We start from the raw sequence: 23074 nt of genomic DNA, 5'->3' as shown, positions 1-23074 counted from the left end.
GAGCGAGCTTGCTCGCGAAGCCGGTGATTCACCGATCGCCAGCAAGCTGGCTCCTACAGGCGGGGCATTGGCTTTAGAAGAACGCCTGGATGCCGGTCTGGGCGCGGCCGAGAATCAGCGCGTGGACGTCGTGAGTACCTTCATAGGTGTTCACCACTTCCAGGTTGACCAGGTGGCGGGCCACGCCGAACTCGTCGGAGATGCCGTTGCCGCCCAGCATGTCGCGGGCCATGCGGGCGATGTCCAGGGCCTTGCCGCAGCTGTTGCGCTTCATGATCGAGGTGATTTCGACGGCGGCGGTGCCTTCGTCCTTCATCCGGCCCAGGCGCAGGCAGCCTTGCAGGGCGAGGGTGATCTCGGTCTGCATGTCGGCCAGCTTCTTCTGGATCAGCTGGTTGGCGGCCAGCGGGCGGCCGAACTGCTTGCGGTCCAGGGTGTACTGGCGAGCGGTGTGCCAGCAGGCTTCGGCGGCACCCAGGGCGCCCCAGGAGATGCCGTAGCGGGCGGAGTTCAGGCAGGTGAACGGGCCACGCAGCCCGCGCACTTCGGGGAAGGCGTTCTCTTCGGGGACGAACACGTTGTCCATCACGATCTCGCCGGTGATGGAGGCGCGCAGGCCGACCTTGCCGTGGATCGCCGGTGCGGACAGGCCTTCCCAGCCCTTCTCGAGGACGAAGCCGCGGATCTGGCCTTCGTCATCCTTGGCCCAGACCACGAAGACGTCGGCGATCGGGCTGTTGGTGATCCACATCTTGTTGCCGGTCAGGCGGTAGCCGCCGTCGACCTTGCGGGCGCGGGTGATCAGCGAGCCCGGATCGGAGCCGTGGTTCGGCTCGGTCAGGCCGAAGCAGCCGATATATTCGCCGCTGGCCAGTTTCGGCAGGTATTTCTGCTTGGTGGCTTCGTTGCCGAACTCGTTGATCGGCACCATCACCAGGGAGGACTGCACGCTCATCATGGAGCGGTAGCCGGAGTCGACACGCTCGACTTCACGGGCGATCAGGCCGTAGCACACATAGTTCAGGCCGCTGCCGCCGTATTCGGTGGGGATGGTCGCGCCGAGCAGGCCGGTCTCGCCCATCTCGCGGAAGATCGCCGGGTCGGTCTGCTCGTGGCGGAAGGCTTCCAGCACGCGGGTGGCCAGCTTGTCCTGGGCGAACTGGTAGGCGCTGTCGCGCACCATGCGCTCTTCTTCGGTGAGTTGCTGATCCAGCAGCAGCGGATCTTCCCAGTTGAAGCTTGCTTTGGTGGCCATTGGAGAACCTCGAACAGACAATGAAGGACCCGACAAGTCTAGGCGGGTGCGGTGTGGGCCATCCTAGTCAGCCGTCGGGAAGCCGGGCAACCGACTAATTCGCACGCTGTTGTGCTATTTTGTCACTCCGTAATTGCATGATTGATGTGCTGCTCCACGCTTATGCCTATGTTTAAGGCATTCGCAGCGAATCCTGTGCATCACGATATTCCGAAGAGGCATTCGATGCGACGCAAGATTCCGACCACCGCGGCGTTGGTCGCCTTCGAATCCGCCGCCCGCCACGAGAGTTTCACCAAGGCTGCCGACGAGCTGTCGCTGACCCAGAGCGCCATTTGCCGGCAGATCGCCGCGCTGGAGGAGTTCCTCGGTGTCGAGCTGTTCCGCCGCTCGCGGCGCGGGGTGAAGCTGACCGAGGCGGGGCTCAACTACAGCCGCCGCGTCGCCCAGCGCCTGGATGCCGTGGAGCGCGACACCCTGGCGGTGATGGGTCAGCAGGGCGGCGGTACGCTGGAACTGGCGGTGGTGCCGACCTTCGCCACCCAGTGGCTGCTGCCGCGGCTGAAGGACTTCAAGCGCCTGCACCCGGAAATCACGGTCAACCTGACCAACCGCACCCGGCCCTTCCTCTTCGCCGACACCGAGTTCGACGCCGCGCTGTATTTCGGCGATGGCGCGTGGTCCGGTACGGTGGCCAACTTCCTCATGCACGAGAACCCGGTGCCGGTGTGCAGCCCGGAGCTGCTGGGTGGGCGCATGGCGCTGTCGGCGGCGCAGATCGCCGAGTTGCCGCTGATGCAGCAGACCACCCGGCCCTACGCCTGGCGCCAGTGGTTCGGGTCGCTGGGCATGAGCGTGGCGCACGACATGAGCGGCACCCGCTACGAGCTGTTCTCCATGCTCGCCCAGGCGGCGATGCATGGCATGGGCGTGGCGCTGATCCCGCCGATGCTGATCCAGCACGAGCTGGCCGATGGAAGACTGATCGTGCCGATGCAACATGCCTATTTGAGCGAAAATGCCTATTACCTGATGATTCCCGAGCGCAAGGTGGAATCGGCGACCCTGGGCGCTTTCCGCGACTGGCTGGTCGACGAGGCGGCCAGGTACCGAGCCGAAGCCGGCCTCGGCTGAACATCTGCTGCGCGTCGGCATAACTGCGTTGGAAACAGTCTCGAGCGCGAGTCCGATGAAAATGCTCATTTACAGAACGTAAACTCCGCTTTTTCAGCCTGTTTGATTCGCTGGCGCTCACCCTTCGGGCCAGCCTTCGGCTGTTACTCCCGCTGGTCGTTGCGCCTTGTTCTGCTCTAGCTCGCAAGATGTTGAAGAGGCTCTGAGTCATGGCAAGGTGCCTGGCGCCGGCCGGGTCCAGACTTGCATAGTCGGCGGGGCTTCCCCGTCATCGCGCCCACAAGGTGCAACCTCCAAGGAGTTCACATGAATTTCCACACCCGCAAATGGGTAAAACCCGAAGACCTCAACCCGAACGGCACCCTGTTCGGCGGTAGCCTTCTGAAGTGGATCGACGAAGAAGCGGCGATCTACGCCATCGTCCAGTTGGGCAACCAGCGCGTGGTCACCAAGTTCATCTCCGAGATCAACTTCGTCAGTTCCGCACGCCAGGGCGACATCATCGAACTGGGCATCACCGCCACCGAGTTCGGCCGCACCTCGATCACCCTGACCTGCGAAGTGCGCAACAAGATCACCCGCAAGAGCATCCTCACGGTGGACAAGATGGTCTTCGTCAACATCGGTCCAGACGGACAGCCGGCGCCCCACGGCCGTACCGAGATCAAGTACATCAAGGACCAGTTCAAGGACGACGCCATTCCGCAGCCCTGAGCGGTTCCGGCATCTTTCCCTGCGGGCCCGGAGCGCGGCGAAAACCTTTGCATTTGCGTCGATACGATGTGAGCCTGTGCCCGCCCACGGCGGGCCCGGGCCGACGCAGCCTCCCCGCCGCTCCAGCAGGACCTGTATCTGCAAAACAATGACCGGGGAGAGACCATGCACACCACCTTCGCCTCCGCGCTGCGCCACCTGGCCGTGGCCACCTGCGCCAGCCTGTTGCTGGCCGGCGCCGCGCACGCCGCGCCGATCAAGGCCGACACCAAGCCCGAGGCCGGCACCTTCAAGATGGGCATGCAGCCCTGGCTGGGCTACGGCCAGTGGTATGTCGCCGAGCAGACCGGCGCCTTCAAGGCCAACGGCCTGGAGCAGGTCGAGCTGGTCAACTTCACCGAAGACAAGGACATGAACGCCGCCCTGGCCAGCGGCCAGATCGACGGTGGCAACCTCGCCACCCATACCGCGATGGCAATGGTCGCCGCCGGCCTGCCGGTGAAGATCGTCCTGCTGCTGGACCAGAGCACCAGCGCCGATGCGCTGATCGTCGATCCGTCGATCAAGACCCTGGCCGACCTCAAGGGCAAGCAGGTCGCCTACGAAGAAGGCACCACCAGCGACATCCTCCTGCACAGCGCCCTGCGCAAGGCCGGCCTGACCATCGCCGACGTGCAGCCGGTGCCGATGCCCGCCGCCAACGCCGGCAGCGCGTTGATTGCAGGGCAAGTCCCGGCCGCCGTGACCTACGAGCCTTACCTGTCCGCCGCCAAGCAGCAGAACCCCAAGGTCAACCTGCTGTACAAGGGCTCGGATGATCCGGGCATCATCAGCGACGTGTTCGTGGTGCGCGATGAGGTCCTGAAGGAGCGTCCCGGCCAGGTGCTGGCGCTGATCAAGAGCTGGGAAGCCGGTCTTGCGCACTACAACGAGAAGGGCGCCGAAGGCCGCGCCGCCATCGCCAAGGGCGTGGGCGCCGACGAGTCCGAGCTGACCAGTGCCTTCGACGGCGTGCACTTCTACTCGGTGAAGGAAAACCAGGCCGAGCTGAAGGGCGCCTTCCAGAAGGGTTCCTTCGAGCACATCCAGAAGGCCGCCAGCGAAGCCGGCATCCTCCAGCAGCCGGTCACCCCGGCGCAGGCCATCGACGCGCGCTTCGTCGAGGCGCTCTGATCCTCTGAAACACCCTGCGCGCCGGCCCTGAGCCGGCGCGCGTCTTTCTCCGTTCGACGAGCCCGACATGAAAGCCCGCAAATCCAACCCGCTGTTCACCATCGGCAAGCCGATCGCGCAGCGCCACTTCCTGCTCATCGGCGGCGCCGTGTTCGTCCTGCTGGCGCTGCTCTGGTGGCTGGCCGGCGCCAGCGGCGCGGTGCCGAAGATCTTCCTGCCGGCGCCCGGCGACGTCTGGGCGCGCATGCTCAAGCTGGCCGCCGACGGCACCCTGTGGTCGGACCTGAAGGTCAGCGTGTACCGCATCGCCGTGGCCTTCCTGGTGTCCTCGGCGATGTCCATCGTGATCGGCGTGTTCGCCGGCTGCTACGGCTTCTGGAAGGCCGCCACCGAGCCGCTGGTGGACTTCGTGCGCTACATGCCGGTGGTCGCCTTCGTCCCGCTGACCATCCTCTGGGCCGGTACCAGTGACTTCCAGAAATTCCTCATCATCTGGATCGGCACCTTCTTCCAGCAGGTGCTGATGGTGATGGACGCCATCAAGCGGGTGCCGGCGGATTTCGTCGGCCTCGGCCGCACCCTCGGCATGCCGGACCGCCGCATCCTCCTGAGGATCGTCCTGCCCAGCGCGCTGCCGGGTATCTGGGACGCCCTGCGGATCAGCCTCGGCTGGGCCTGGACCTGGCTGGTGCTGGCCGAACTGGTGGCCGCCACCTCCGGCCTGGGCTACCGCATCACCGTGTCCCAGCGCTTCTTCCAGACCGACACCATCATCGGCTACATCCTTCTGCTGGGCTTCCTCGGGCTGGTCACCGACCAGGCCATGCGCGCCGGCGAGAAGGTCCTGTTCCGCTACAACCGGAGGCGCAGCTGATGGCGACCCTGGAAATCTCCGGCCTGAACAAGAGCTTCGCGGTCGGCAAGGAGCGCCGCGAGGTGCTGCGCACGATCGACCTGACCCTGGCGGACAACGAGTTCGTCTCCATCGTCGGCACCTCGGGCTGCGGCAAGAGCACGCTGCTGTCCATCGCCGCCGGCCTGGAGGAGTTCGACAGCGGCAGCGTGAAGGTGGACGGCGTGCCGATCGCAGGCCCCGGCCTGGACCGTGGCGTGGTGTTCCAGTCCTACACCCTGCTGCCGTGGCTCACCGCGCGGCAGAACGTCGAGTTCGCCCTGAAGGCGGCCGGCCTGTCCCGCGCGCAGTGCCGCGAGATCGCCGACGAGCACCTGGCGCTGGTGAAGCTGACGAAGTTCGCCGAGGCCTATCCGAACGAGTTGTCCGGCGGCATGAAGCAGCGCGTGGCGATTGCCCGTGCGCTGTCCTACCGGCCGAAGATCCTGCTGATGGACGAGCCCTTCGGTGCGTTGGATGCGATGACCCGCCACCAGATGCAGGAGTTGCTCACGCGCATCTGGGAAACCCACCGGCTGACGGTGATGTTCGTCACCCATGACGTGGAAGAGGCGGTTTATCTGTCCGACCGCATCGTGGTGATGGGCCTGGGCCCTGGGCGGATCAAGACCACCTTCGACGTGAAGCTCGGTCGTCCGCGCCACGAGGACATGGCCGCCAGCGCCGAGTTCATCGACCTGCAGCGCCAGGTGCTGCGTTCGATCCGCGAGGAAGAACAGGGCGTCGCCGCCCTGTAATTCTCAAGCGTGCATGGGCTTACCAGCGGCCGGAGGCACCGCCGCCGCCGCTGGAGCCACCGCCGCCACGGAAGCCACCGCCTCCGCCGCCCCCACGCCCACCGCCGCCACGGCCGATCGAGCTGATGATCATCAGCAGCAGTTGCAGTACGCCCGAGGTCAGCCACATCGGCGGCAGGAAGAAGATGTACAGCACCAGCGGAATCGAGAAGGAACCGATCATCTGTTGCTGCAGGGCTTCGGGGTTGGCTTCGCTGAACAGCAGTACCGCCGAGGCGACGCCGCCGACCAGCGCGCTGCACAGCAGGTAGCGGCCCATGCTGCGCTGGCGCAGCCACTGCACCGGGAACAGCAGGCAGAGCAGCGGCACACCGATCAGCAGGGCGAGCAGGCCGAGCAGGCGCGCGGGCGGGATTTCCCCGGCGGCGCTGGCGTTACGGTTGGAGTAGGCGTCGCTGTAGCCCGTCACCGGGCCCGTCTGCGGCAACTGGTCCGCTGCGCTCTCATCGGGTTCGGCAGGGGCCGCCGCTGGCGGTTCAATCAGCGCGACCAGGCTGTCCACGCCGGCCTGGATGCCGCCGGCGAAGTCGCCGGTCTTGAAGTGCGGGACTATGGTGTCGCGGATGATGCGCCCGGCCTGCACGTCGGTGATGGTGCCTTCCAGGCCGTAGCCGACTTCGATGCGCAGCGTGCGGTCGTTCTTGGCGACCACCAGCAGCACGCCGTCGTCCACGCCCTTGCGGCCCAGCTTCCACTGTTCGAAGGCGCGGACCGCGTAGTCCTCGATGCTGTCCTCGCCGGTGCTGGGGATCAGCAGCACGGCGATTTGCGCGCCCTTGCGTTGCTCCAGGCCGGCGAGCTGGCTCTCCAGCTGTGCGCGCTGGCCCGCGTCGAGGGTCTGGGTGAGGTCGGTGACGCGGGCGCTGAGTGGCGGGATGGCGACCGGCGCCGCCTGCAGCACGGTCGCCCAGCACAGCAGCAGGGCGGCCAGCAGCCAGCGCGGCAGGGTCATTGCGCGGGCTGCGCCGGCGCGTTGCCGAAGTCCACTTTAGGCGCGGTGGAGATGGCGGCTTCGTTCTCCACGCTGAAGTTGGCCTTGGGCTGGTAGCCGAAGATCTTCGCAGTGATCACCTGGGGGAACTGGCGAATCATCACGTTGTACTCCTGCACGGCCTTCACGTAGCGGCCACGGGCGACGGTGATGCGGTTCTCGGTGCCTTCGAGCTGGGTCAGCAGGTCCTTGAACAGGCCGTCGGCCTTGAGCTGCGGGTAGTTCTCGGTGACCACCAGCAGGCGCGAGAGCGCCGAGCTGAGTTCGCCCTGGGCTTGCTGGAAGCGCTTCACGGCGGCCTCGTCGCCGAGCTGGTCGGCGTTGAGCGTGGTGCTGCCAACCTTGGCGCGGGCCTCGGTCACCTGGGTCAGTACGGTGGCTTCATGGGAGGCGTAGCCCTTTACGGTGCTGACCAGGTTGGGAATCAGGTCCGCGCGACGCTGGTACTGGTTGAGCACTTCGGACCAGGCGGCCTTCACCTGTTCGTCGCCGGCCTGCATGGCGTTGTAGCCGCAGCCGGAAAGAAGGGAGACGAGGATGTAAGCAGTCAGGAATTTGAACAGGCGTGGCATGGCAGGTGCTCGTGCTGGCGAAAAGCCCCAGTCTAGGCCAGTTCCGGCTGAAGAGTCAGATGGAAATGTCCGAAACAGCTGGCGCTTGCCGGCCACGGGGTCGCTCGGGGTAGAATCGAGCTGGTCTATACCAGGAGTTCGTTTTCGTGCTCGCCACTACCCTGGTGCTGCTGGCCGCCCTGCTGCACGCCACCTGGAACACCCTCGTCAAATTCAGCAATGACCGCCTGCTGGTGGTGGCCTGCATGGACATGGTCGGCTTGATCGCCGGACTGGCCCTGCTGCCCTGGATCGAGATTCCGCCCGCCGAGGTCTGGCCCTGGCTGCTGGCTGCCGTGTCGCTGCAGTTGGTCTACCGGGTGCTGCTGATCCAGGCCTACAAGGTCGGCGACCTCGGGCTGGTCTATCCGCTGATGCGCGGACTGTCGCCGCTGGTGGTGCTGGCGCTGACCCTGTACTTCGGCGGCGAGCACCTGACCGACAAGCAGATCCTCGGCATCCTGCTGATTCCCGTCGGCATGCTGTTCCTGCTCAAGGGCGGCGGTGGCGCGCGGCTGCCGTGGATTGCCTATCCCGTCGTGCTGCTGATGGGGCTGTGCATCGGCAGCTACACCTGGACCGACGGCAACGCGCTGAAGCTCTGGCCCAAGCCGCTGGACTACCTGGTCTGGCTGTCGCTGCTGTCCGGTCTGCCATTCCCGCTGGTGGCGCTGGTCGGGCGAACGCGGGCCTTCGCCAGGTTCTGGATCAACGACTGGAAGCTCGGCCTGAGCGTCGGCTTCTGCGTGCTGCTCAGCTACGGGCTGGTGCTCTGGGCCATGCAACTGGGTTCCATCGCCGAGGCTGCCGCGTTGCGCGAAACCAGCGTGCTGCTGGTGGTGCTGTTCGGCATGCGCTTCCTCAAGGAGCCCTTTGGCCTGCCGCGCCTGGCGGCGTGCAGTCTGGTGCTGGCGGGCATGCTGGTGATGAAGCTGTGAGGATTGGCCCGCGCTACGGGGCGTATCGCCCAGCCGGTCAAGGACGCGGCGTGGGACGATGACCTAAGCTGCGTGCTTTCTCCCCCGACGAGACATTTGCCATGCCCATTGCCTTCTGGTGCGTCCTGATCGCGATCTTCCTGCCCTACGTCGGTACCAGCCTCGCCAAGTTCACCGGTGGCGGCTTCGGCCCCCGGCAGAACCACGACCCGCGCACCTTCCTCGCCACCCTGGAGGGCTACCGCAAGCGCGCCAACGCCTTCCAGATGAACAGCTTCGAGGTCACCCCGGCCTTCGCCGCGGCGGTGATCATCGCCTACCTGGTGAACAACGCCGAGCCTGCCACCATCGACCGCCTGGCCATTGCCTGGGTCACCAGCCGTCTGCTCTACCTGATCTTCTACGTCGCCGATCTGGCGCTGCTGCGCTCGCTGGTGTGGTTCCTCGGCATGGGCCTGATCATCGCGATCTTCGTCGTTTCGGCCTGACCTGGGTGCGCCTGAACGGCGGCTGAACGAAAGGTACGCGGCTGCGGCGGATGGCCGCAGTCGCTCCGGCGTGGTCTGGATCATTCGGACATCGGGGCGGATAATCCGGCGCTTCCGTGTTTGGCCGTCCTACAAGAGTCCCCCATGAAGTTGAAGACCCTGCTCGTTCTGCTGCTCGCTGGCGCGGCGCTCGCCGGTTGCCATCGCCTGGATCCCAACTCGCCGGAGTACAAGCGTCAGGCGGTGTTCAAGGAGATGCTCAAGACCAGCGAGGACATGGGCGGCATGCTGCGCGGGCGGATTCCCTTCGACGCGGACAAGTTCCGTGCGAATTCGACCAAGCTCGGCGAGCTGGCCGACAAGCCCTGGCAGTATTTCCCCACCACCCAGCCGCCGGCGGACAAGGTGGAAAGCGACGACACCCGCGCCAAGGCCGAAATCTGGCAGCGCCAGCTGGAGTTCCAGGCCGACGCCAAGACCTTCGAGCAGGCCGTCCGTGCCCTCGGCGACAATACCCGCAACGCCGCGCCGACGCCCGAGGGCGTACGCAAGGACTTCGCCGCGGTGGAAGACGCCTGCGAAGCCTGCCACAAGAAATTCCGCGCACTCTGACGCGGCATTTCCCGTAGGAGCAGCTGTCTTCTACCGGGTTAATCCCCGCCTGCGCTTCCCTCACCCCGTCCTCTCCCTCAGGGGTGAGGGACCTTTGACCTTGTAGGAGCGAGCTTGCTCGCGAACCACCTCGCAACGCGAGCAAGCTCGTTCCTACCCGTATTGGTTCACTCCTCCAGTTCGCGCTTGGCCTGCTCCAGCTCCGCGCGTGCTTCGGCCAGCTTGTTCTTGCGCGTGTCGACCTTCTCGGCGTTGCCCTGGTTCAGGGCCTTGCGCAAGTCCTTCTCGCGTTGGGCGACTTCCTTCTCGGCCTCCAGCACGCGCTGCTTGCGTTCCTGCGTCAGGCTGCCATCGGTGCAGTAGGTCTTCACCTTTTCCAGGGCTGTCTGCAGACCGGCGACCCGGTTGCGGTTGCCCTGGGCCTTGGCTTCTTCGAGCTGGCGCTCGATAGCGTCCTGCTTGGCGGCACAGCCGGTCAGCGGCCTGGGCGCCTCGCCGGCGAGCAGTGGCGAGGCACAGCCGAGAGCGAGAAGGGCGGCCATCAGAGCAGAGCTTCGGAACATTTTCGGAATCCTTGGTTACCAAACACTAAGACGTTCGCATGCGACGGCTAGAGTGTGTCATGGAGTGGCGTCGCGAGGGATGTCCTGGAACATGGCCGACGTTCACGAAGCCCGCAAGGCGGGCGAGGAGAGGCGGGATGGGTATGGCGATTCGCGTCGTGCAGGGACTCATCGGGTTGCTTGTGCTGGCACTGCTGGTCGGGGCCTGGTGGTACCTGCCGGGAGAGTTGCGGCAACGCCCCGCGCTGGGGGGAACCAGCGAGGATTCCTCGATCCGCGTAGGCGAACGGCGCCGCAGCTACGTGCTCTATGCGCCGCGCCAGCTCGCCGAGCGCCCGGCATTGCTGGTGGTGCTGCACGGCTCCCGGAGCAACGGCGAGCGGATGCGCCGCGACAGCGGCTATCGCTTCGATGCGCTGGCGGACCGCGACGGTTTCCTGGTGCTCTACCCCGATGGGGTCGAGGGGCACTGGAACGATTGCCGAAAAGCCGCGGCCTACAGCGCGCGGCGCCTGAATATCGATGACGTCGGCTTCCTCTCGATCATGATCGAGCGCCTGCAGCGCGCGCGCGGGGTCGATCCCGCGCGCGTCTTCGTCGTCGGCTACTCCAATGGCGGGCAGATGGCGCTGCGCATGGCGGCCGAGGCCGCCGACAAGGTCGACGGCGTGGCCGCGATTGCCGCCAGCCTGCCGAGTGCGGACAACGATGCCTGTCGGCCCGCGCAGCAGCCCAAGGCGACCTTGCTGATGAATGGCACGCGTGACCCGATCAATCCCTACGCCGGCGGCGTGGTGACGCTGTTCGGCTTCGGCAACCGGGGCAGGGTGCTGTCGGCGGAGGAATCCGCGCTGGCGCTGGCGCGCCGCAATGGCCAGAGCGGTGAGCCCAGCCGGGACCGGTTGACCTCGATCGGGCCGGTCTGGACGGAGCGGCAACGCTGGAACGCCGCCGGCTCGGCGCCGGTGGAGCTGGTGACGGTGCACGGCGGCGGACATCTGCTGTCGCAGTCGGTGTATCGCCCGCCGCGTCTGTTCGGGCGGGCTGACCCGGAGCTGGATGGTCCGGCGGAGATCTGGCGGTTCTTCAGCGAACTGCCGCACTGAGAGTCAGAGGTCGATCACCCAGCAGGGATCGAAGCCGCTGTCCTCCCCCGGATAGGCGCCGGGATTGGCCACGACCCGGGCATTGCCGATGCGGTAGTCCTGGCGCTCGTGGACATGCCCATGCACCCACAGGTCGCAACGCTCCACCAGGGATTCGAGGTTCGAGGCGAAGGCCGGCGACAGGCTGTCGCCGACGTAGGGCTCGGGAATCGAGCGTCCGCAGGGCGCGTGATGGGTGACCACCACGGTGCGGCCGGCAAAGGGCTGCGCCAGTTTCGCCGCCAGCCATTCGCAGGAGGCTTCGCAAAGGTCCCGGCTCATTTCCGGGGTAAAGGGCTGGGTGAAGTAATCCACGCAGCGGAAGTCCGGCATCAGCAGCAGCGCCTGCTCCACGGCAAGCTGCGCCCCACGTTCGCCATAGAGCTGGAAGTCGGTCCACAGGGTGGCGCCGAGCACGCGCACATCGCCGAGGACCACGGCATCGTTTTCCAGGAAATGGATATCCAGCGCGCGCGCCAGGTTGCGCATGGCCTGGGTCAGTTCCGGCAGGTCGGAGTGGTAGAACTCGTGGTTGCCGGCGACGTAGACGATCTCCGTCTCGGGAAATGCCTCGCGGGCCCAGTGCAGCCCCTGCAGGTGCTCATGGATATCGCCGGCGAGGATCACCAGGTCGGCGGCCGCCTCGGGCAGTTCGCGGCCGCCGGGGAAGTGTTCGTGGTGGAGGTCGGAGAGGATACGCAGGCGCATGGTCGGTCACGGGGTATCGGTGAGGTGTTCATTCTGCGCGCGGCGTGTCGCTATTGCCCAGTCCTTGACCTGGGTCATGGCATGGCCGGCCAGGCAGAAATTGTCCTGCCAAATTAAGGGATGATTCAGAGGAATCCTTCAGTTTCCGCCTGGAAAAGCAGTCTGGGAGGACCCCATGAAACTCATCTGGATCATCCTGGCCGCCGTCGCGGCGGCCTTCGGCCTGGCCCTGTTCCTCGACCCTCCGTCCACCCTGGACATCTGGGTCATCCGCAAGCAGGCGATTCTCTTCACAGGCGTCGCGGCATTCGCCCTGATGTCGCTGATCATGCTGCTGGCGGTGCGCCCGGCCTGGCTGGAGCGGCCGCTGGACGGGCTGGACCGCATGTACCAGGCGCACAAGTGGGCGGGTATTCTCGCCATCGTGCTGGGGCTTGCGCACTACCTGATGGAGCTGGGCGGGCCGTTGCTGGCGAAGTTCATCGCCAAGCCGGCCAAGGGGCCACGGGTGGAGACCTTCCTCGACGTCTTCCGCGGTTCGGCCAAGGACCTGGGCGAATGGTCCGCCTGGCTGCTGGCGGTGATGCTGGTGATCACGCTCTGGCAGCGTTTCCCCTACCGCCTGTGGCGCTACGTGCACAAAACCCTCGCGGTGGTCTATCTGGTGCTGGCCTTCCACGGCGTGGTGCTGGCGCCGGCGGGTTACTGGTCGCAGCCGATCGGTTGGCTGGTGGCGCTCTGTGCGCTCGTGGGCAGCGTCTGCGCGGCCTGGTCCCTGAGCGGGCGGATCGGCCGCAAGCACACCCATGAGGGTGTCGTGGTGGCGGTCGAGCGTCCCGGCGAACGCATGCTCGAGGTCACCTGCAAGCTGAAGGGGCGCTGGCGGCATCGCGCCGGGCAGTTCGCCTTCCTGACCTGCGATCGGCTGGAAGGGCAGCATCCCTTCACCCTGTCCTGCGCCGACCGGGGCAATGGCGAGGTGCGCTTCAGCATCAAGGCGCTGGGGGACTACACGCAGCGCCTGCAGGACAGTCTGCGGGTCGGCGACCCGGTGAGCGTGGAGGGGCCCTATGGTCGCTTCGATTTCCGCCGCGACAAGGGCGGGCGCCAGGTGTGGATCGCCGGCGGGATCGGCATCACACCGTTCCTGGCCTGGCTCGAGTCCCTGCAGGAGCGGTGCGACGACTGCCCCGAGGTGACGCTGCTGTACTGTGTGCGTTCCCCTTCCGACGCCATCTACGCGGGGCGTTTGCGCGAGTTGTGCGCGAAGCTGCCACGCATTGACCTGCGCGTGCATTACAGCGAAAGCGAAGGCTATTTGCAGGCCGCCGACCTCGAACTGCAACCCGGACCGCAAGGCCGCTGGCCGAGCGTCTGGTTCTGCGGCCCGCAGGGCTTGGCCGAGCTGCTGCGGCGCGACCTGCGCCGCCAGGGCATGCCGCGCAACCGCTTCCACCAGGAAGCCTTCCAGATGCGCTGAGGCACCTGGTGGCCTGTGTGGCTAATTCGGCACTCGAACTTCAATTGCCGAATTAACCGTACAGGCCACTAGAAACCGGCGATGCCGACGTCGTGCAGTTGCTGTTGCAGCTGCACGACGTCCGTTGTGTGGAAGAACCGCTCCAGTTGTACGCCGCGAACCGTGCCGATCCCAGGGCGGGCCTGCCATTGCTCCGCACTGCGTTGGGCCAGGGCGGCCCAGTCTTCGTCGGGCGGCAGGGCGTCGGCGGAGGGGACGCCGAGGGCGCGCAGCCAGGTCGCGAAGGGCCGCTGGCGCGCCAGTTGGAACTGTCGGTGCAGGTTCGCCGCACTGCGCTCGCCCAGGCCGGGTACCGCGAGCAATTGCCCGGGTGTCAGGAGTAGCCAGTCGAGCAGCCCCGCCAGCAGCCCGGCCTCGTCGAGCTGCCGCCAGGTCCCCGGTCCCACTCCGGAGAGTGCGAGCCCTCCCTTGCCGCTCAGCCACTCCAGCCGGGCAAGGAACTGCTGCCGGCAATCGGGCGTTGCGTGCCAGCAGGTCAGGGCGCTGTACTGCCCGTCCAGCGGTGCGGCAACGTCGGCGCGCGTGGGCGAGCGCCAGACCACGCCGTCCAGGCGCGGGATGGTCAGGCCGGCGAGGGTGACGGCGACCTGGTCGCCGGGACGGACGTCGAGGTTGCGCCAGCGCTTCAGGGAACCGCTGCTGACGCGCTGGATACTGCGTCCGTCCAGTTCCACCGGCGCCAGGTGCAGCACCGGCGTGACCCGACCACTGCGTCCGACCTTGAACTCCACCCGGCGAACTTCGGCCAACGCCTGTTGATACGGGTACTTCCAGGCCACCGCCCAGCCCGGTGCCTGTGCGCTCCAGCTGCGGCCCGGAGGGCGGTGGCCCTGACGAATGACGATGCCGTCGCTGGCGAAGGGCAGCGGCTGCTTGTACCAGCGTTCGCGCCAGGCTTCGATCTCGGCGAATCCGCTGACGGGCTCCGTCCGCTCGGCGCTGTCGGAAAAGCCCAATTGCCGCAGACGCTGCTGGCGCGCCGGCATGTCCAGAGGACCGTCGGGAAGCTCCCAGACGAACAGGCCGATCCGCTCGCCCTCGTTGCCGAGCGACTTGCGCGCCATCAGCCCGGCAACCTTGCCGCGCGCCCCCAGGCCGCCCTGGCGGGCCTGCACGTGGTCCGGCAGGCGCCAGTACAACTCGCCCTGCAGCACCAGCCGGCCGTGTTCACCGGGTAACTGCCGGGGAATCGCGGGCACCTGCCGGGCATTGGCCGTCCAGTCCTGTCCCGTGAGGCCATCGCCACGGCTGATCGCCTGGTGCAGCCGCCCCTCCTGGTAGACCAGGGTGACCGCAACGCCATCGACCTTGGGCTGCACCCAGAGGTCGCTGCGGTTCGTCAGCCAGGCGCGTACGGCGGCGGCATTGGGGAGCTTGTCGAGCCCGGTGTGGGCGACCGGGTGGCGGACGTCGCCGGCGCTGCTGGCCAGGGGCGCATCCGTGGCTGTGGGGATTTGTGGATGACAGGACTGCCACTGCCGCAGCCGCTCGCGGGCCTGGTCGTACAGCTCGTCCGCGACAGGAGAGGTCCCCTGCCGGTGGTAGGCGTCGTCCCACTGCGCCAGTTGGGCTTGCAGGGCATGTATCTCGTCGCGTGTCCGTTCGGTACAGGCGTAGGTGGCAAGCGGCGGGCAAAGCAGTAGGGCGAGGATCAGGCGTGGCATGGCGAGCGTCCGTGCTGCGGGGGAGTCCGTCAGCCTAGAAGCGGCTCGTGGTGGGCGACGCCGAGGTGGGCGCGGATTATTCGGCGTGGTGTGTCGGACGCTGGAAATGAGCTCGCCCGCGGGTGCAGGGCTTTTCAGACGTTGGGGGTTGGCGCCAACCGGCGTCTTGTGTCGTGCCGTGCGCTTCGCGAGCAAGCTCGCTTACAGGAAAACGCCAGATTGCGTTTCGCAGGAGCGGACTCCGTCCGCGATAGGCCTCCCAGCAGAAACGAAAAAGCCCCGCCGAGGCGTAATGCTGTTCACTTAAGCATTTAGTGGACAATCGCGAGCTCCGATAAACCGATACCAGGTGCTCTGGTATCGGTTTTTTGTTCCTTTTTCAGAGCCACAGAGGGAACAACCCATTCAAAATCTCCGCTTGAGGCGACCTGCGGAGCAAAGAAACGCCGCGATCCTGGCAAAGGAGTCGCGGCGTTTTTCTTAAGTGAACAGCATTACCGCCGAGGCGGGACTTTTCCTGCTACCGGACCTTACAGGCCGGCGGCGTCACGCAGGGCGGCGGCCTTGTCGGTGCGCTCCCAGGTGAAGGCGGTGAAGGTGTCCTCGCCGTAGGTCATTTCGAACGGGTTGCGACCGAAGTGGCCGTAGGCCGCGGTCGGCTGGTACATCGGGTGCAGCAGGTCAAGCATCGTGGTGATCGCGTACGGACGCAGGTCGAAGTGCTCGCGGACCAGCTGGACGATCTTCTCGTCGCTGATCTTGCCGGTACCGAAGGTGTTGACCGAGATGGAGGTCGGCTGGGCCACGCCGATGGCGTAGGACACCTGGATCTCGCAACGCTCGGCCAGGCCGGCGGCAACGATGTTCTTGGCCACGTAGCGACCGGCGTAGGCAGCGGAACGGTCGACCTTGGACGGGTCCTTGCCGGAGAACGCGCCGCCGCCGTGACGGGCCATGCCGCCGTAGGAGTCGACGATGATCTTGCGGCCGGTCAGGCCGCAGTCGCCCACCGGGCCGCCGATCACGAAGTTGCCGGTCGGGTTGATGTGGAACTGGGTGTCCTTGTGCAGCAGCTCGGCCGGCAGCACGTGCTTGATGATCAGCTCCATCACGCCTTCGCGCAGGTCCTTGTAGCTGACCTCCGGGTTGTGCTGGGTGGACAGGACGATGGCGTCGATGCCGACGACCTTGCCGCCTTCGTAGCGGCAGGTGACCTGGGATTTCGCATCCGGGCGCAGCCACGGCAGCAGGCCGGACTTGCGGGCTTCGGCCTGGCGCTCCACCAGCCGGTGGGAGAAGCAGATCGGCGCGGGCATCAGCACGTCGGTTTCGTTGCTGGCGTAGCCGAACATCAGGCCCTGGTCGCCGGCGCCCTGGTCTTCCGGCTTGGCGCGGTCGACGCCCTGGTTGATGTCCACCGACTGCTTGCCGATGATGTTCAGCACGCCGCAGGTGGCGCCGTCGAAGCCGACTTCGGAGCTGTTGTAGCCGATGTCGATGATGACCTTGCGCACCAGCTCTTCCAGGTCGACCCAGGCGGAGGTGGTGACTTCGCCGGCGATGATCGCCACACCGGTCTTCACCAGGGTTTCGCAGGCCACGCGGGCGTACTTGTCCTTGGCGATGATGGCGTCGAGCACCGCATCGGAAATCTGGTCCGCGATCTTGTCCGGATGGCCTTCGGAGACGGATTCAGAGGTGAAGATCGAGTATTCGCTCATCTAACGGTTCCTATCATTTACCGGTGGGTGAGGACGCTTCGCGAATCCGGTTTGGCGAAGTGCCGTACCTGGATCTGAAAGCCATTACGTAAACCAATGTACAAACTTTCGCCGGGCGCGAGCCCCGCGGAATCGGCCCAACGGGCCAGGTCGTCCTGTTCGAACCCCAGCCAGAGATCGCCACAGGCCTCCCTGGCCCAACTCTGGTCGTGGCTGCAGAGCTCCGTCACCAGCAGGCTGCCACCGGGTTTCACCAGGTTCGCCAGCTGTTTCAGCGCTTCCGCCGGCGCCGCGAAATGATGCAGCACCATGTTCAGCACCACGCAGTCCGCCGCGTCGTCGGCGTCCTGCAGGGCATCGGCCAGCCGCAGCCGGACGTTGTTCAAACCTTCGCTGGCGCAACGCTGCCGCGCCATGTCGAGCATCGCCTCGCTGTTGTCCAGCGCGGTGACCTCATTGAAGCGCCGGGCCAGCTCGGGGATGAATCCGCCGTCGCCGGGACCGACTTCCAGCGCCGTGGCACCGGGGGCGAAGCTCAGCGCGTCGAGCAGCGCCAGTACGCTTTCGCGGTATTGCGGAAGGCCCGCGATCAGGTCCTGCGTGGCCTGGAACTTCTCCGCGCTGCGGGCGAAGTAGTCGCGGCTCACGGCGGCGCGCTGGGCGTGCACGCTGACAATGCGCTCGCTGACATCCTCCGGCAGCTCCAGGCCGTCGACCTCTTCGAGCAGCGCGCCGTGCAGCGTGCCGCCAAGGCTCTCGGCCTGGGGCAGGGCGCGGCGATAGAAGATCGCGTTGCCTTCGCGGCGGGTGGCCACCAGGCCGGCCTGGGCCAGCACCTTCAAGTGGTGGCTCATGCCCGACTGGCGGGTGCCGAAGATATGCGCCAGTTCCAGCACGCCGAACGAGTCGTTGGTCAGGGCGCGCAGCACGTTCAGCCGCAGCGGATCGCCGCCGGCCTTGCACAGGGCGGCCAGCTGGTCGCAGTCGTCGTGGCGGATTTCGGGCAGGCGCAGGCTCATAGGTCGCGCAGTCTAGTCGTGGCTTGCAGGGTGGGGCAATAGCTGTATCAAAAAGTTTTGATATTGACGGATGAGCGGTTTTTGATCAGTTGCCCGGCCCGCTCGGATGCTCTGCATCAGGCTTCTGCCGATCTGTCATTGCCCCACGGGGCCCGGCTGGGCGAAAATACCGGCCTTTTTTCATTCCCTTCGAAGTTTCGAAGCAGCCCCCGCAGGAGATTCAGCGATGCCCAGCCGTCGTGAGCGAGCCAATGCCATCCGCGCACTGAGCATGGACGCCGTGCAGAAAGCCAACAGCGGCCATCCAGGCGCCCCGATGGGCATGGCGGATATCGCCGAAGTGCTCTGGCGCGACTACCTCAAGCACAACCCGGGCAACCCGCAATGGGCCGATCGCGACCGCTTCGTGCTGTCCAACGGCCACGGCTCGATGCTGATCTACTCGCTGCTGCACCTCACCGGCTACGACGTCACCGTCGATGACCTGAAGAATTTCCGTCAGCTCAACTCGCGCACCCCGGGCCACCCGGAATACGGCTACACCGCTGGCGTCGAGACCACCACCGGCCCGCTGGGCCAGGGCATCGCCAACGCCGTGGGCATGGCGCTGGCCGAGAAGGTGCTGGGCGCGCAGTTCAACCGCGACGGTCATGCCATCGTCGACCACTACACCTACGCCTTCCTGGGCGACGGCTGCATGATGGAGGGCATCTCCCACGAGGTGGCTTCGCTGGCCGGCACCCTGCGCCTGAACAAGCTGGTCGCCTTCTACGACGACAACGGCATCTCCATCGACGGCGAAGTCGAAGGCTGGTTCACCGACGACACCCCCAAGCGCTTCGAAGCCTACGGCTGGCAGGTGATCCGCAATGTCGACGGGCATGACGCCGACGAGATCAAGACCGCCATCGAAACCGCCCGCAAGAGCGACGCCCCGACCCTGATCTGCTGCAAGACCGTGATCGGCTTCGGTTCGCCGAACAAGCAGGGCAAGGAAGAGTGCCACGGCGCTCCGCTGGGCAACGACGAAATCGCCGCCACCCGCGCCGCGCTGGGCTGGAACCACGGTCCCTTCGAAGTCCCGGCCGAGATCTACGCCGAGTGGAGCGCCAAGGAAGCCGGCGCCAGCCACGAGAGCGAATGGAACCAGCGCTTCGCCGCCTACCAGGCCGCGCACCCGGAACTGGCTGCCGAGTTCCTGCGCCGTGTCGCCGGCGAGCTGCCGGCCGACTTCGCCGAGAAGGCCGCGGCCTATGTCGCCGACGTTGCCACCAAGGGTGAGACCATCGCCAGCCGCAAGGCCAGCCAGAACGCGCTGAACGCCTTCGGCCCGCTGCTGCCGGAGTTTCTCGGCGGCTCGGCCGACCTGGCCGGCTCCAACCTGACCCTGTGGAAGGGCTGCAAGGGCGTGAGCGCCGCCGACGCCAGCGGCAACTACATGTTCTACGGTGTGCGCGAGTTCGGCATGAGCGCCATCATGAACGGCGTCGCCCTGCACGGCGGCTTCATTCCCTACGGCGCGACCTTCCTGATCTTCATGGAATACGCCCGCAACGCGGTGCGCATGTCCGCCCTGATGAAGCAGCGCGTGCTGTACGTGTTCACCCACGACTCCATCGGTCTGGGCGAAGACGGCCCGACCCACCAGCCGATCGAGCAACTGGCCAGCCTGCGCCTGACCCCGAACCTGGACACCTGGCGCCCGGCCGATGCCGTGGAATCCGCGGTGGCCTGGAAGTACGCCATCGAGCGCGCCGACGGTCCGTCCGCTCTGGTGTTCTCCCGCCAGAACCTGCCGCACCAGCCCCGCGACGCCGGCCAGCTGGCGGATGTCGCCCGTGGTGGCTACGTGCTCAAGGACTGCGACGGCGAGCCGGAACTGATCCTGATCGCCACCGGCTCCGAAGTCGGCCTGGCCGTGCAGGCCTTCGACAAGCTCAGCGCCGAAGGTCGCAAGGTGCGCGTGGTTTCCATGCCGTCCACCAGCGTCTTCGACCAGCAGGACGCCGGCTACAAGCAGGCCGTACTGCCGGTGCAGGTCGGTGCGCGCATCGCCATCGAAGCCGCCCACGCCGACTACTGGTACAAGTACGTGGGTCTGGAAGGCCGCGTGATCGGCATGACCACCTTCGGCGAATCGGCCCCGGCCGCCGCCCTCTTCGAGCACTTCGGCTTCACCGTCGAAAACCTGCTGGAAGTGGCTGCCGAGCTGCTCGACGCCTGATCCGGCTCTTGTAGGAGCGAGCTTGCTCGCGAAGGGTTTTGCTCGGTTCGCGAGCAAGCTCGCTCCTACGAAGATCGACAAGGGATAACAATGTCCAAGCGCCCTTACCGAGTTGCCCTCAACGGCTACGGCCGCATCGGCCGCTGTGTGTTCCGTGCCCTGCACGAGCGCCGCGCGAAGGCTGATTTCTCCATCGTCGCGCTGAACGACCTGGCCGACCTCGCCAGCCTGGAATACCTGACCCGCTTCGACTCCACCCACGGCCGCTTCCCCGGCGAAGTGAGCGTGGCCGACGGCTGCCTGCACGTCGGCGGCGATTGCGTGAAGGTGTTCCGCGAGGCGACGCCCGAAGCCATCGACTGGCGCGCGCTGGACGTTGACCTGGTGCTGGAGTGCTCCGGCGTCTACCACACCCGTGCCGATGGCGAACGCTTCCTGGCCGCCGGTGCGCCGCGCGTGCTGTTCTCCCAGCCGATGGCCAGCGAGACGGACATCGATGCCACCGTGGTCTTCGGCATCAACCAGCAGGGCCTGGCCGGCGCCGAGAGGCTGGTCTCCAACGCCTCCTGCACCACCAACTGCAGCGTGCCGCTGCTCAAGCTGCTGAACGAGGCCGTGGGCATCGAGTACGTCTCGATCACCACCATCCACTCGGCGATGAACGACCAGCCGGTGATCGACGCCTATCACCACGAAGACCTGCGCCGCACGCGCTCGGCCTTCCAGTCGGTGATCCCGGTGTCCACGGGGCTGGCGCGGGGCATCGAGCGCCTGCTGCCGGAACTCGCCGGGCGAATCCAGGCCAAAGCCATTCGGGTGCCGACGGTGAACGTCTCGGCGCTGGACATCACCCTGCAGGTCTCCCGCGACACGTCCGCCGAGGAGATCAACCGCGTGCTGCGCCAGGCCGCCACCGAAGGCCCGCTGAAAGGTCTGCTGGCGTATACCGAATTGCCCCACGCCAGCTGCGATTTCAACCACGACCCGCACTCGGCCATCGTCGATGGCAGCCAGACCCGCGTTTCCGGCCCCCGGCTGGTGAACGTGCTGGCCTGGTTCGACAACGAGTGGGGGTTCGCCAACCGCATGCTCGACACCGCAGGGCATTTCCTGCGGGTCGCCGCTACCGAACGTTAATCAAACAGCCCCAACAGGACTGACTGTCATGACCGTGTTGAAGATGACCGACCTCGACCTCCAAGGTAAGCGCGTGCTGATCCGCGAAGACCTCAACGTTCCGGTGAAGGACGGTGTGGTCAAGAGCGACGCGCGCATCCTGGCCTCGCTGCCGACCATCAAGCTGGCCCTGGAGAAGGGCGCGGCGGTGATGGTCTGCTCGCACCTGGGCCGCCCGACCGAGGGCGAGTTCTCCGCGGAGAACAGCCTGCAGCCGGTCGCCGACTACCTGTCCAAGGCCCTGGGCCGCACCGTGCCGCTGGTCAAGGACTACCTGGGCGGCGTCGACGTGAAGCCGGGTGAAGTCGTGCTGTTCGAGAACGTGCGCTTCAACAAGGGCGAGAAGAAGAACGCCGACGAACTGGCCCAGCAATACGCCGCCTTGTGCGACGTGTTCGTCATGGACGCCTTCGGCACCGCCCACCGGGCCGAGGGTTCGACCCACGGCGTGGCCAGGTTCGCCAAGGTTGCCGCGGCCGGCCCGCTGCTGGCCGCCGAGCTGGAAGCCCTGGGCAAGGCCCTGGGCAACCCGGCGCGCCCGATGGCCGCCATCGTTGCCGGCTCCAAGGTGTCCACCAAGCTCGACGTGCTCAACAGCCTGGCGCTGATCTGCGACCAACTGATCGTCGGCGGCGGCATCGCCAACACCTTCCTCGCTGCGGCGGGCCACAAGGTCGGCAAGTCGCTGTACGAAGCCGACCTGGTCGATACCGCCAAGGCCATCGCCGCCAAGGTCAGCGTGCCGCTGCCGGTGGATGTCGTGGTTGCCAAGGAATTCGCCGAGACTGCCGTCGCCACCGTCAAGGACATCGCTGACGTGGCCGACGACGACATGATCCTGGACATCGGTCCGAAGACCGCCGCCCAGTTCGCCGAGCTGCTCAAGACCTCCAAGACCATCCTGTGGAACGGCCCGGTCGGCGTGTTCGAGTTCGACCAGTTCGGCGAAGGCACCAAAACCCTGGCCAAGGCCATCGCCGAAGGCTCCGCCTTCAGCATCGCCGGTGGTGGCGACACCCTGGCTGCCATCGACAAGTATGGCATCGGCGAGCAGATCTCCTACATTTCCACCGGTGGCGGCGCCTTCCTCGAGTTCGTCGAGGGCAAGGTCCTGCCGGCCGTCGAAGTGCTGGAGCAGCGCGCCAAGGCCTGAGGCATTCGCCGACGAGAGCGGCGACGCTTCGTCGGTGCGCTCCCATCCGTACAGCGCCGCCCTCGTCTGATCGTGGGCGGCGCTGGCGCTCCAGCACTGGGGCGGGCAAGCTGGCGTATTGGATACTCGGCGGGGATGCCGCCTCAAGGGGGAGTTGCCCGATGCTGCGTTATGTTGTCCCGGCCCTCGCACTGTCACTGCTGGCGGGATGTTCGAGCCATTCGTCCGGTGGCGCCGGCGGCAAGGCGTCCGGCTGGAGTCGCTGGACCTGCGACAGCCAGGCTGAAGTCATCTGGCGTTACGTGGATGCCAGCAGGTCGGTGGTCGACCTTCGCCTGGGTGAGGATGACGTGGTTCATCACCTGGAGGAGGAACCCGGCGGATCCGGCGCTTTCTATAGTGACGGACTGGTCGGATTCAGCATTACCGGCGAGCAGGGATTGATCTACTGGGTCGAGAGCAACGATCTCATCGGCCGAGGTTGCAAGGCGCGCTGACGCGCCGACTGTCCGGCCACGGCCTGGGCACTTGAACA

At 66.3% G+C, this 23074-nt stretch carries 22 protein-coding genes; 14 read left to right on the top strand and 8 right to left on the bottom strand.

The features are described from left to right. Positions 1-73 precede the first annotated feature (73 nt). Positions 74-1255 carry an acyl-CoA dehydrogenase gene (locus H681_RS22875; protein ID WP_015479271.1) on the bottom strand — a complete coding sequence of 394 codons (1182 nt, stop codon included), beginning with the start codon at positions 1253-1255 and terminating at the stop codon, positions 74-76. A gap of 225 nt (positions 1256-1480) precedes the next feature. Here H681_RS22875 and gcvA point away from each other — a divergent pair, with 225 nt between their 5' ends. The 5 genes from gcvA to H681_RS22850 all read left to right on the top strand — a co-directional run bounded on the left by gcvA (position 1481) and on the right by H681_RS22850 (position 5926). Then, a complete protein-coding gene (gene gcvA / locus H681_RS22870; RefSeq protein WP_015479270.1) occupies positions 1481-2389 on the top strand; it encodes a transcriptional regulator GcvA in 909 nt (302 codons plus the stop codon). 306 nt (positions 2390-2695) lie between these two features. Beyond that, positions 2696-3103 (top strand): acyl-CoA thioesterase, encoded by a 408-nt coding sequence (locus H681_RS22865; RefSeq protein WP_015479269.1) that lies wholly within the window; start codon positions 2696-2698, stop codon positions 3101-3103. A 165-nt stretch (positions 3104-3268) separates the two neighbouring features. Then, positions 3269-4276 (top strand): ABC transporter substrate-binding protein, encoded by a 1008-nt coding sequence (locus H681_RS22860; RefSeq protein WP_015479268.1) that lies wholly within the window; start codon positions 3269-3271, stop codon positions 4274-4276. A gap of 67 nt (positions 4277-4343) precedes the next feature. Further along, the gene (locus H681_RS22855) at positions 4344-5150 is read left to right on the top strand and encodes an ABC transporter permease (protein WP_015479267.1); all 807 of its coding nucleotides are present in this window, start codon (positions 4344-4346) and stop codon (positions 5148-5150) included. Then, the gene (locus tag H681_RS22850; RefSeq protein ID WP_015479266.1) at positions 5150-5926 is read left to right on the top strand and encodes an ABC transporter ATP-binding protein; all 777 of its coding nucleotides are present in this window, start codon (positions 5150-5152) and stop codon (positions 5924-5926) included. The genes H681_RS22855 and H681_RS22850 overlap by 1 nt, the downstream gene beginning before the upstream one ends. Before the next feature lie 19 nt (positions 5927-5945). On the opposite strand, the gene H681_RS22845 is transcribed toward H681_RS22850, so the two are convergent. Then, positions 5946-6938, bottom strand: coding sequence for a TPM domain-containing protein (locus tag H681_RS22845; RefSeq protein WP_015479265.1), 993 nt, complete (start codon positions 6936-6938; stop codon positions 5946-5948). Continuing rightward, on the bottom strand, positions 6935-7549 hold the full coding sequence (locus H681_RS22840; protein ID WP_015479264.1) for a LemA family protein: 615 nt from the start codon (positions 7547-7549) through the stop codon (positions 6935-6937). The genes H681_RS22845 and H681_RS22840 overlap by 4 nt, the downstream gene beginning before the upstream one ends. A gap of 146 nt (positions 7550-7695) precedes the next feature. Between H681_RS22840 and H681_RS22835 the strand changes: the two genes are divergently transcribed. From H681_RS22835 to H681_RS22825, 3 genes are all read left to right on the top strand, one after another. Then, positions 7696-8526 (top strand): EamA family transporter, encoded by an 831-nt coding sequence (locus tag H681_RS22835; protein ID WP_015479263.1) that lies wholly within the window; start codon positions 7696-7698, stop codon positions 8524-8526. Between the two features lie 101 nt (positions 8527-8627). Further along, complete coding sequence (locus H681_RS22830) at positions 8628-9014, top strand: MAPEG family protein (RefSeq protein ID WP_015479262.1); 387 nt, start codon at positions 8628-8630, stop codon at positions 9012-9014. 144 nt (positions 9015-9158) lie between these two features. Next, a complete protein-coding gene (locus H681_RS22825; protein ID WP_015479261.1) occupies positions 9159-9626 on the top strand; it encodes a c-type cytochrome in 468 nt (155 codons plus the stop codon). Positions 9627-9793: 167 nt separating this feature from the next. On the opposite strand, the gene H681_RS22820 is transcribed toward H681_RS22825, so the two are convergent. After that, entirely contained in the window at positions 9794-10168 is a 375-nt protein-coding gene (locus H681_RS22820) for a DUF1090 domain-containing protein (RefSeq protein WP_015479260.1), read from the bottom strand. A 158-nt stretch (positions 10169-10326) separates the two neighbouring features. Between H681_RS22820 and H681_RS22815 the strand changes: the two genes are divergently transcribed. Next, the gene (locus tag H681_RS22815; RefSeq protein WP_015479259.1) at positions 10327-11295 is read left to right on the top strand and encodes an alpha/beta hydrolase family esterase; all 969 of its coding nucleotides are present in this window, start codon (positions 10327-10329) and stop codon (positions 11293-11295) included. Positions 11296-11298: 3 nt separating this feature from the next. Here the strand turns inward: H681_RS22815 and H681_RS22810 are convergent, their stop codons facing one another. Beyond that, the gene (locus tag H681_RS22810; RefSeq protein ID WP_015479258.1) at positions 11299-12042 is read right to left on the bottom strand and encodes a metallophosphoesterase family protein; all 744 of its coding nucleotides are present in this window, start codon (positions 12040-12042) and stop codon (positions 11299-11301) included. Between the two features lie 175 nt (positions 12043-12217). Between H681_RS22810 and H681_RS22805 the strand changes: the two genes are divergently transcribed. Beyond that, positions 12218-13522 carry a ferredoxin reductase family protein gene (locus tag H681_RS22805; RefSeq protein WP_015479257.1) on the top strand — a complete coding sequence of 435 codons (1305 nt, stop codon included), beginning with the start codon at positions 12218-12220 and terminating at the stop codon, positions 13520-13522. A gap of 68 nt (positions 13523-13590) precedes the next feature. Here H681_RS22805 and ligB read toward each other — a convergent pair whose 3' ends face one another. The 3 genes from ligB to H681_RS22790 all read right to left on the bottom strand — a co-directional run bounded on the left by ligB (position 13591) and on the right by H681_RS22790 (position 17986). Continuing rightward, complete coding sequence (ligB, locus tag H681_RS22800) at positions 13591-15246, bottom strand: NAD-dependent DNA ligase LigB (protein WP_015479256.1); 1656 nt, start codon at positions 15244-15246, stop codon at positions 13591-13593. Between the two features lie 530 nt (positions 15247-15776). Continuing rightward, positions 15777-16967, bottom strand: coding sequence for a methionine adenosyltransferase (metK, locus tag H681_RS22795; RefSeq protein ID WP_015479255.1), 1191 nt, complete (start codon positions 16965-16967; stop codon positions 15777-15779). Positions 16968-16984: 17 nt separating this feature from the next. After that, positions 16985-17986, bottom strand: coding sequence for an ArsR/SmtB family transcription factor (locus H681_RS22790; RefSeq protein ID WP_015479254.1), 1002 nt, complete (start codon positions 17984-17986; stop codon positions 16985-16987). A 226-nt stretch (positions 17987-18212) separates the two neighbouring features. Here H681_RS22790 and tkt point away from each other — a divergent pair, with 226 nt between their 5' ends. From tkt to H681_RS22770, 4 genes are all read left to right on the top strand, one after another. Then, positions 18213-20210, top strand: a complete 1998-nt coding sequence (gene tkt, locus H681_RS22785; protein ID WP_015479253.1) for a transketolase — start codon at positions 18213-18215, stop codon at positions 20208-20210. A gap of 90 nt (positions 20211-20300) precedes the next feature. Then, positions 20301-21347 (top strand): erythrose-4-phosphate dehydrogenase, encoded by a 1047-nt coding sequence (epd, locus tag H681_RS22780; protein WP_015479252.1) that lies wholly within the window; start codon positions 20301-20303, stop codon positions 21345-21347. Between the two features lie 28 nt (positions 21348-21375). After that, positions 21376-22539, top strand: a complete 1164-nt coding sequence (locus tag H681_RS22775; protein ID WP_015479251.1) for a phosphoglycerate kinase — start codon at positions 21376-21378, stop codon at positions 22537-22539. A gap of 161 nt (positions 22540-22700) precedes the next feature. Continuing rightward, positions 22701-23036 carry an MliC family protein gene (locus tag H681_RS22770; RefSeq protein ID WP_015479250.1) on the top strand — a complete coding sequence of 112 codons (336 nt, stop codon included), beginning with the start codon at positions 22701-22703 and terminating at the stop codon, positions 23034-23036. Positions 23037-23074 lie beyond the last annotated feature (38 nt).

The sequence above is a fragment of the Pseudomonas sp. ATCC 13867 genome, from assembly GCF_000349845.1.
GTDB lineage: Bacteria > Pseudomonadota > Gammaproteobacteria > Pseudomonadales > Pseudomonadaceae > Pseudomonas.
Note: the sequence above shows the minus strand (reverse complement) of the source record. Positions and strands in the feature narration are given on the sequence as shown.

Coding starts and splice junctions, on each gene's coding strand:
- epd (WP_015479252.1), top strand. CDS start 20,301: ATGTCCAAGCGCCCTTACCGAGTTGCCCTCAACGGCTACGGCCGCATC.
- ligB (WP_015479256.1), bottom strand. CDS start 15,246: ATGCCACGCCTGATCCTCGCCCTACTGCTTTGCCCGCCGCTTGCCACC.
- H681_RS22845 (WP_015479265.1), bottom strand. CDS start 6,938: ATGACCCTGCCGCGCTGGCTGCTGGCCGCCCTGCTGCTGTGCTGGGCG.
- metK (WP_015479255.1), bottom strand. CDS start 16,967: ATGAGCGAATACTCGATCTTCACCTCTGAATCCGTCTCCGAAGGCCAT.
- gcvA (WP_015479270.1), top strand. CDS start 1,481: ATGCGACGCAAGATTCCGACCACCGCGGCGTTGGTCGCCTTCGAATCC.
- H681_RS22815 (WP_015479259.1), top strand. CDS start 10,327: ATGGGTATGGCGATTCGCGTCGTGCAGGGACTCATCGGGTTGCTTGTG.
- H681_RS22770 (WP_015479250.1), top strand. CDS start 22,701: ATGCTGCGTTATGTTGTCCCGGCCCTCGCACTGTCACTGCTGGCGGGA.
- H681_RS22855 (WP_015479267.1), top strand. CDS start 4,344: ATGAAAGCCCGCAAATCCAACCCGCTGTTCACCATCGGCAAGCCGATC.
- H681_RS22865 (WP_015479269.1), top strand. CDS start 2,696: ATGAATTTCCACACCCGCAAATGGGTAAAACCCGAAGACCTCAACCCG.
- H681_RS22805 (WP_015479257.1), top strand. CDS start 12,218: ATGAAACTCATCTGGATCATCCTGGCCGCCGTCGCGGCGGCCTTCGGC.
- H681_RS22790 (WP_015479254.1), bottom strand. CDS start 17,986: ATGAGCCTGCGCCTGCCCGAAATCCGCCACGACGACTGCGACCAGCTG.
- H681_RS22840 (WP_015479264.1), bottom strand. CDS start 7,549: ATGCCACGCCTGTTCAAATTCCTGACTGCTTACATCCTCGTCTCCCTT.
- H681_RS22830 (WP_015479262.1), top strand. CDS start 8,628: ATGCCCATTGCCTTCTGGTGCGTCCTGATCGCGATCTTCCTGCCCTAC.
- H681_RS22875 (WP_015479271.1), bottom strand. CDS start 1,255: ATGGCCACCAAAGCAAGCTTCAACTGGGAAGATCCGCTGCTGCTGGAT.
- H681_RS22775 (WP_015479251.1), top strand. CDS start 21,376: ATGACCGTGTTGAAGATGACCGACCTCGACCTCCAAGGTAAGCGCGTG.
- H681_RS22850 (WP_015479266.1), top strand. CDS start 5,150: ATGGCGACCCTGGAAATCTCCGGCCTGAACAAGAGCTTCGCGGTCGGC.
- H681_RS22860 (WP_015479268.1), top strand. CDS start 3,269: ATGCACACCACCTTCGCCTCCGCGCTGCGCCACCTGGCCGTGGCCACC.
- H681_RS22820 (WP_015479260.1), bottom strand. CDS start 10,168: ATGGCCGCCCTTCTCGCTCTCGGCTGTGCCTCGCCACTGCTCGCCGGC.
- H681_RS22810 (WP_015479258.1), bottom strand. CDS start 12,042: ATGCGCCTGCGTATCCTCTCCGACCTCCACCACGAACACTTCCCCGGC.
- tkt (WP_015479253.1), top strand. CDS start 18,213: ATGCCCAGCCGTCGTGAGCGAGCCAATGCCATCCGCGCACTGAGCATG.
- H681_RS22825 (WP_015479261.1), top strand. CDS start 9,159: ATGAAGTTGAAGACCCTGCTCGTTCTGCTGCTCGCTGGCGCGGCGCTC.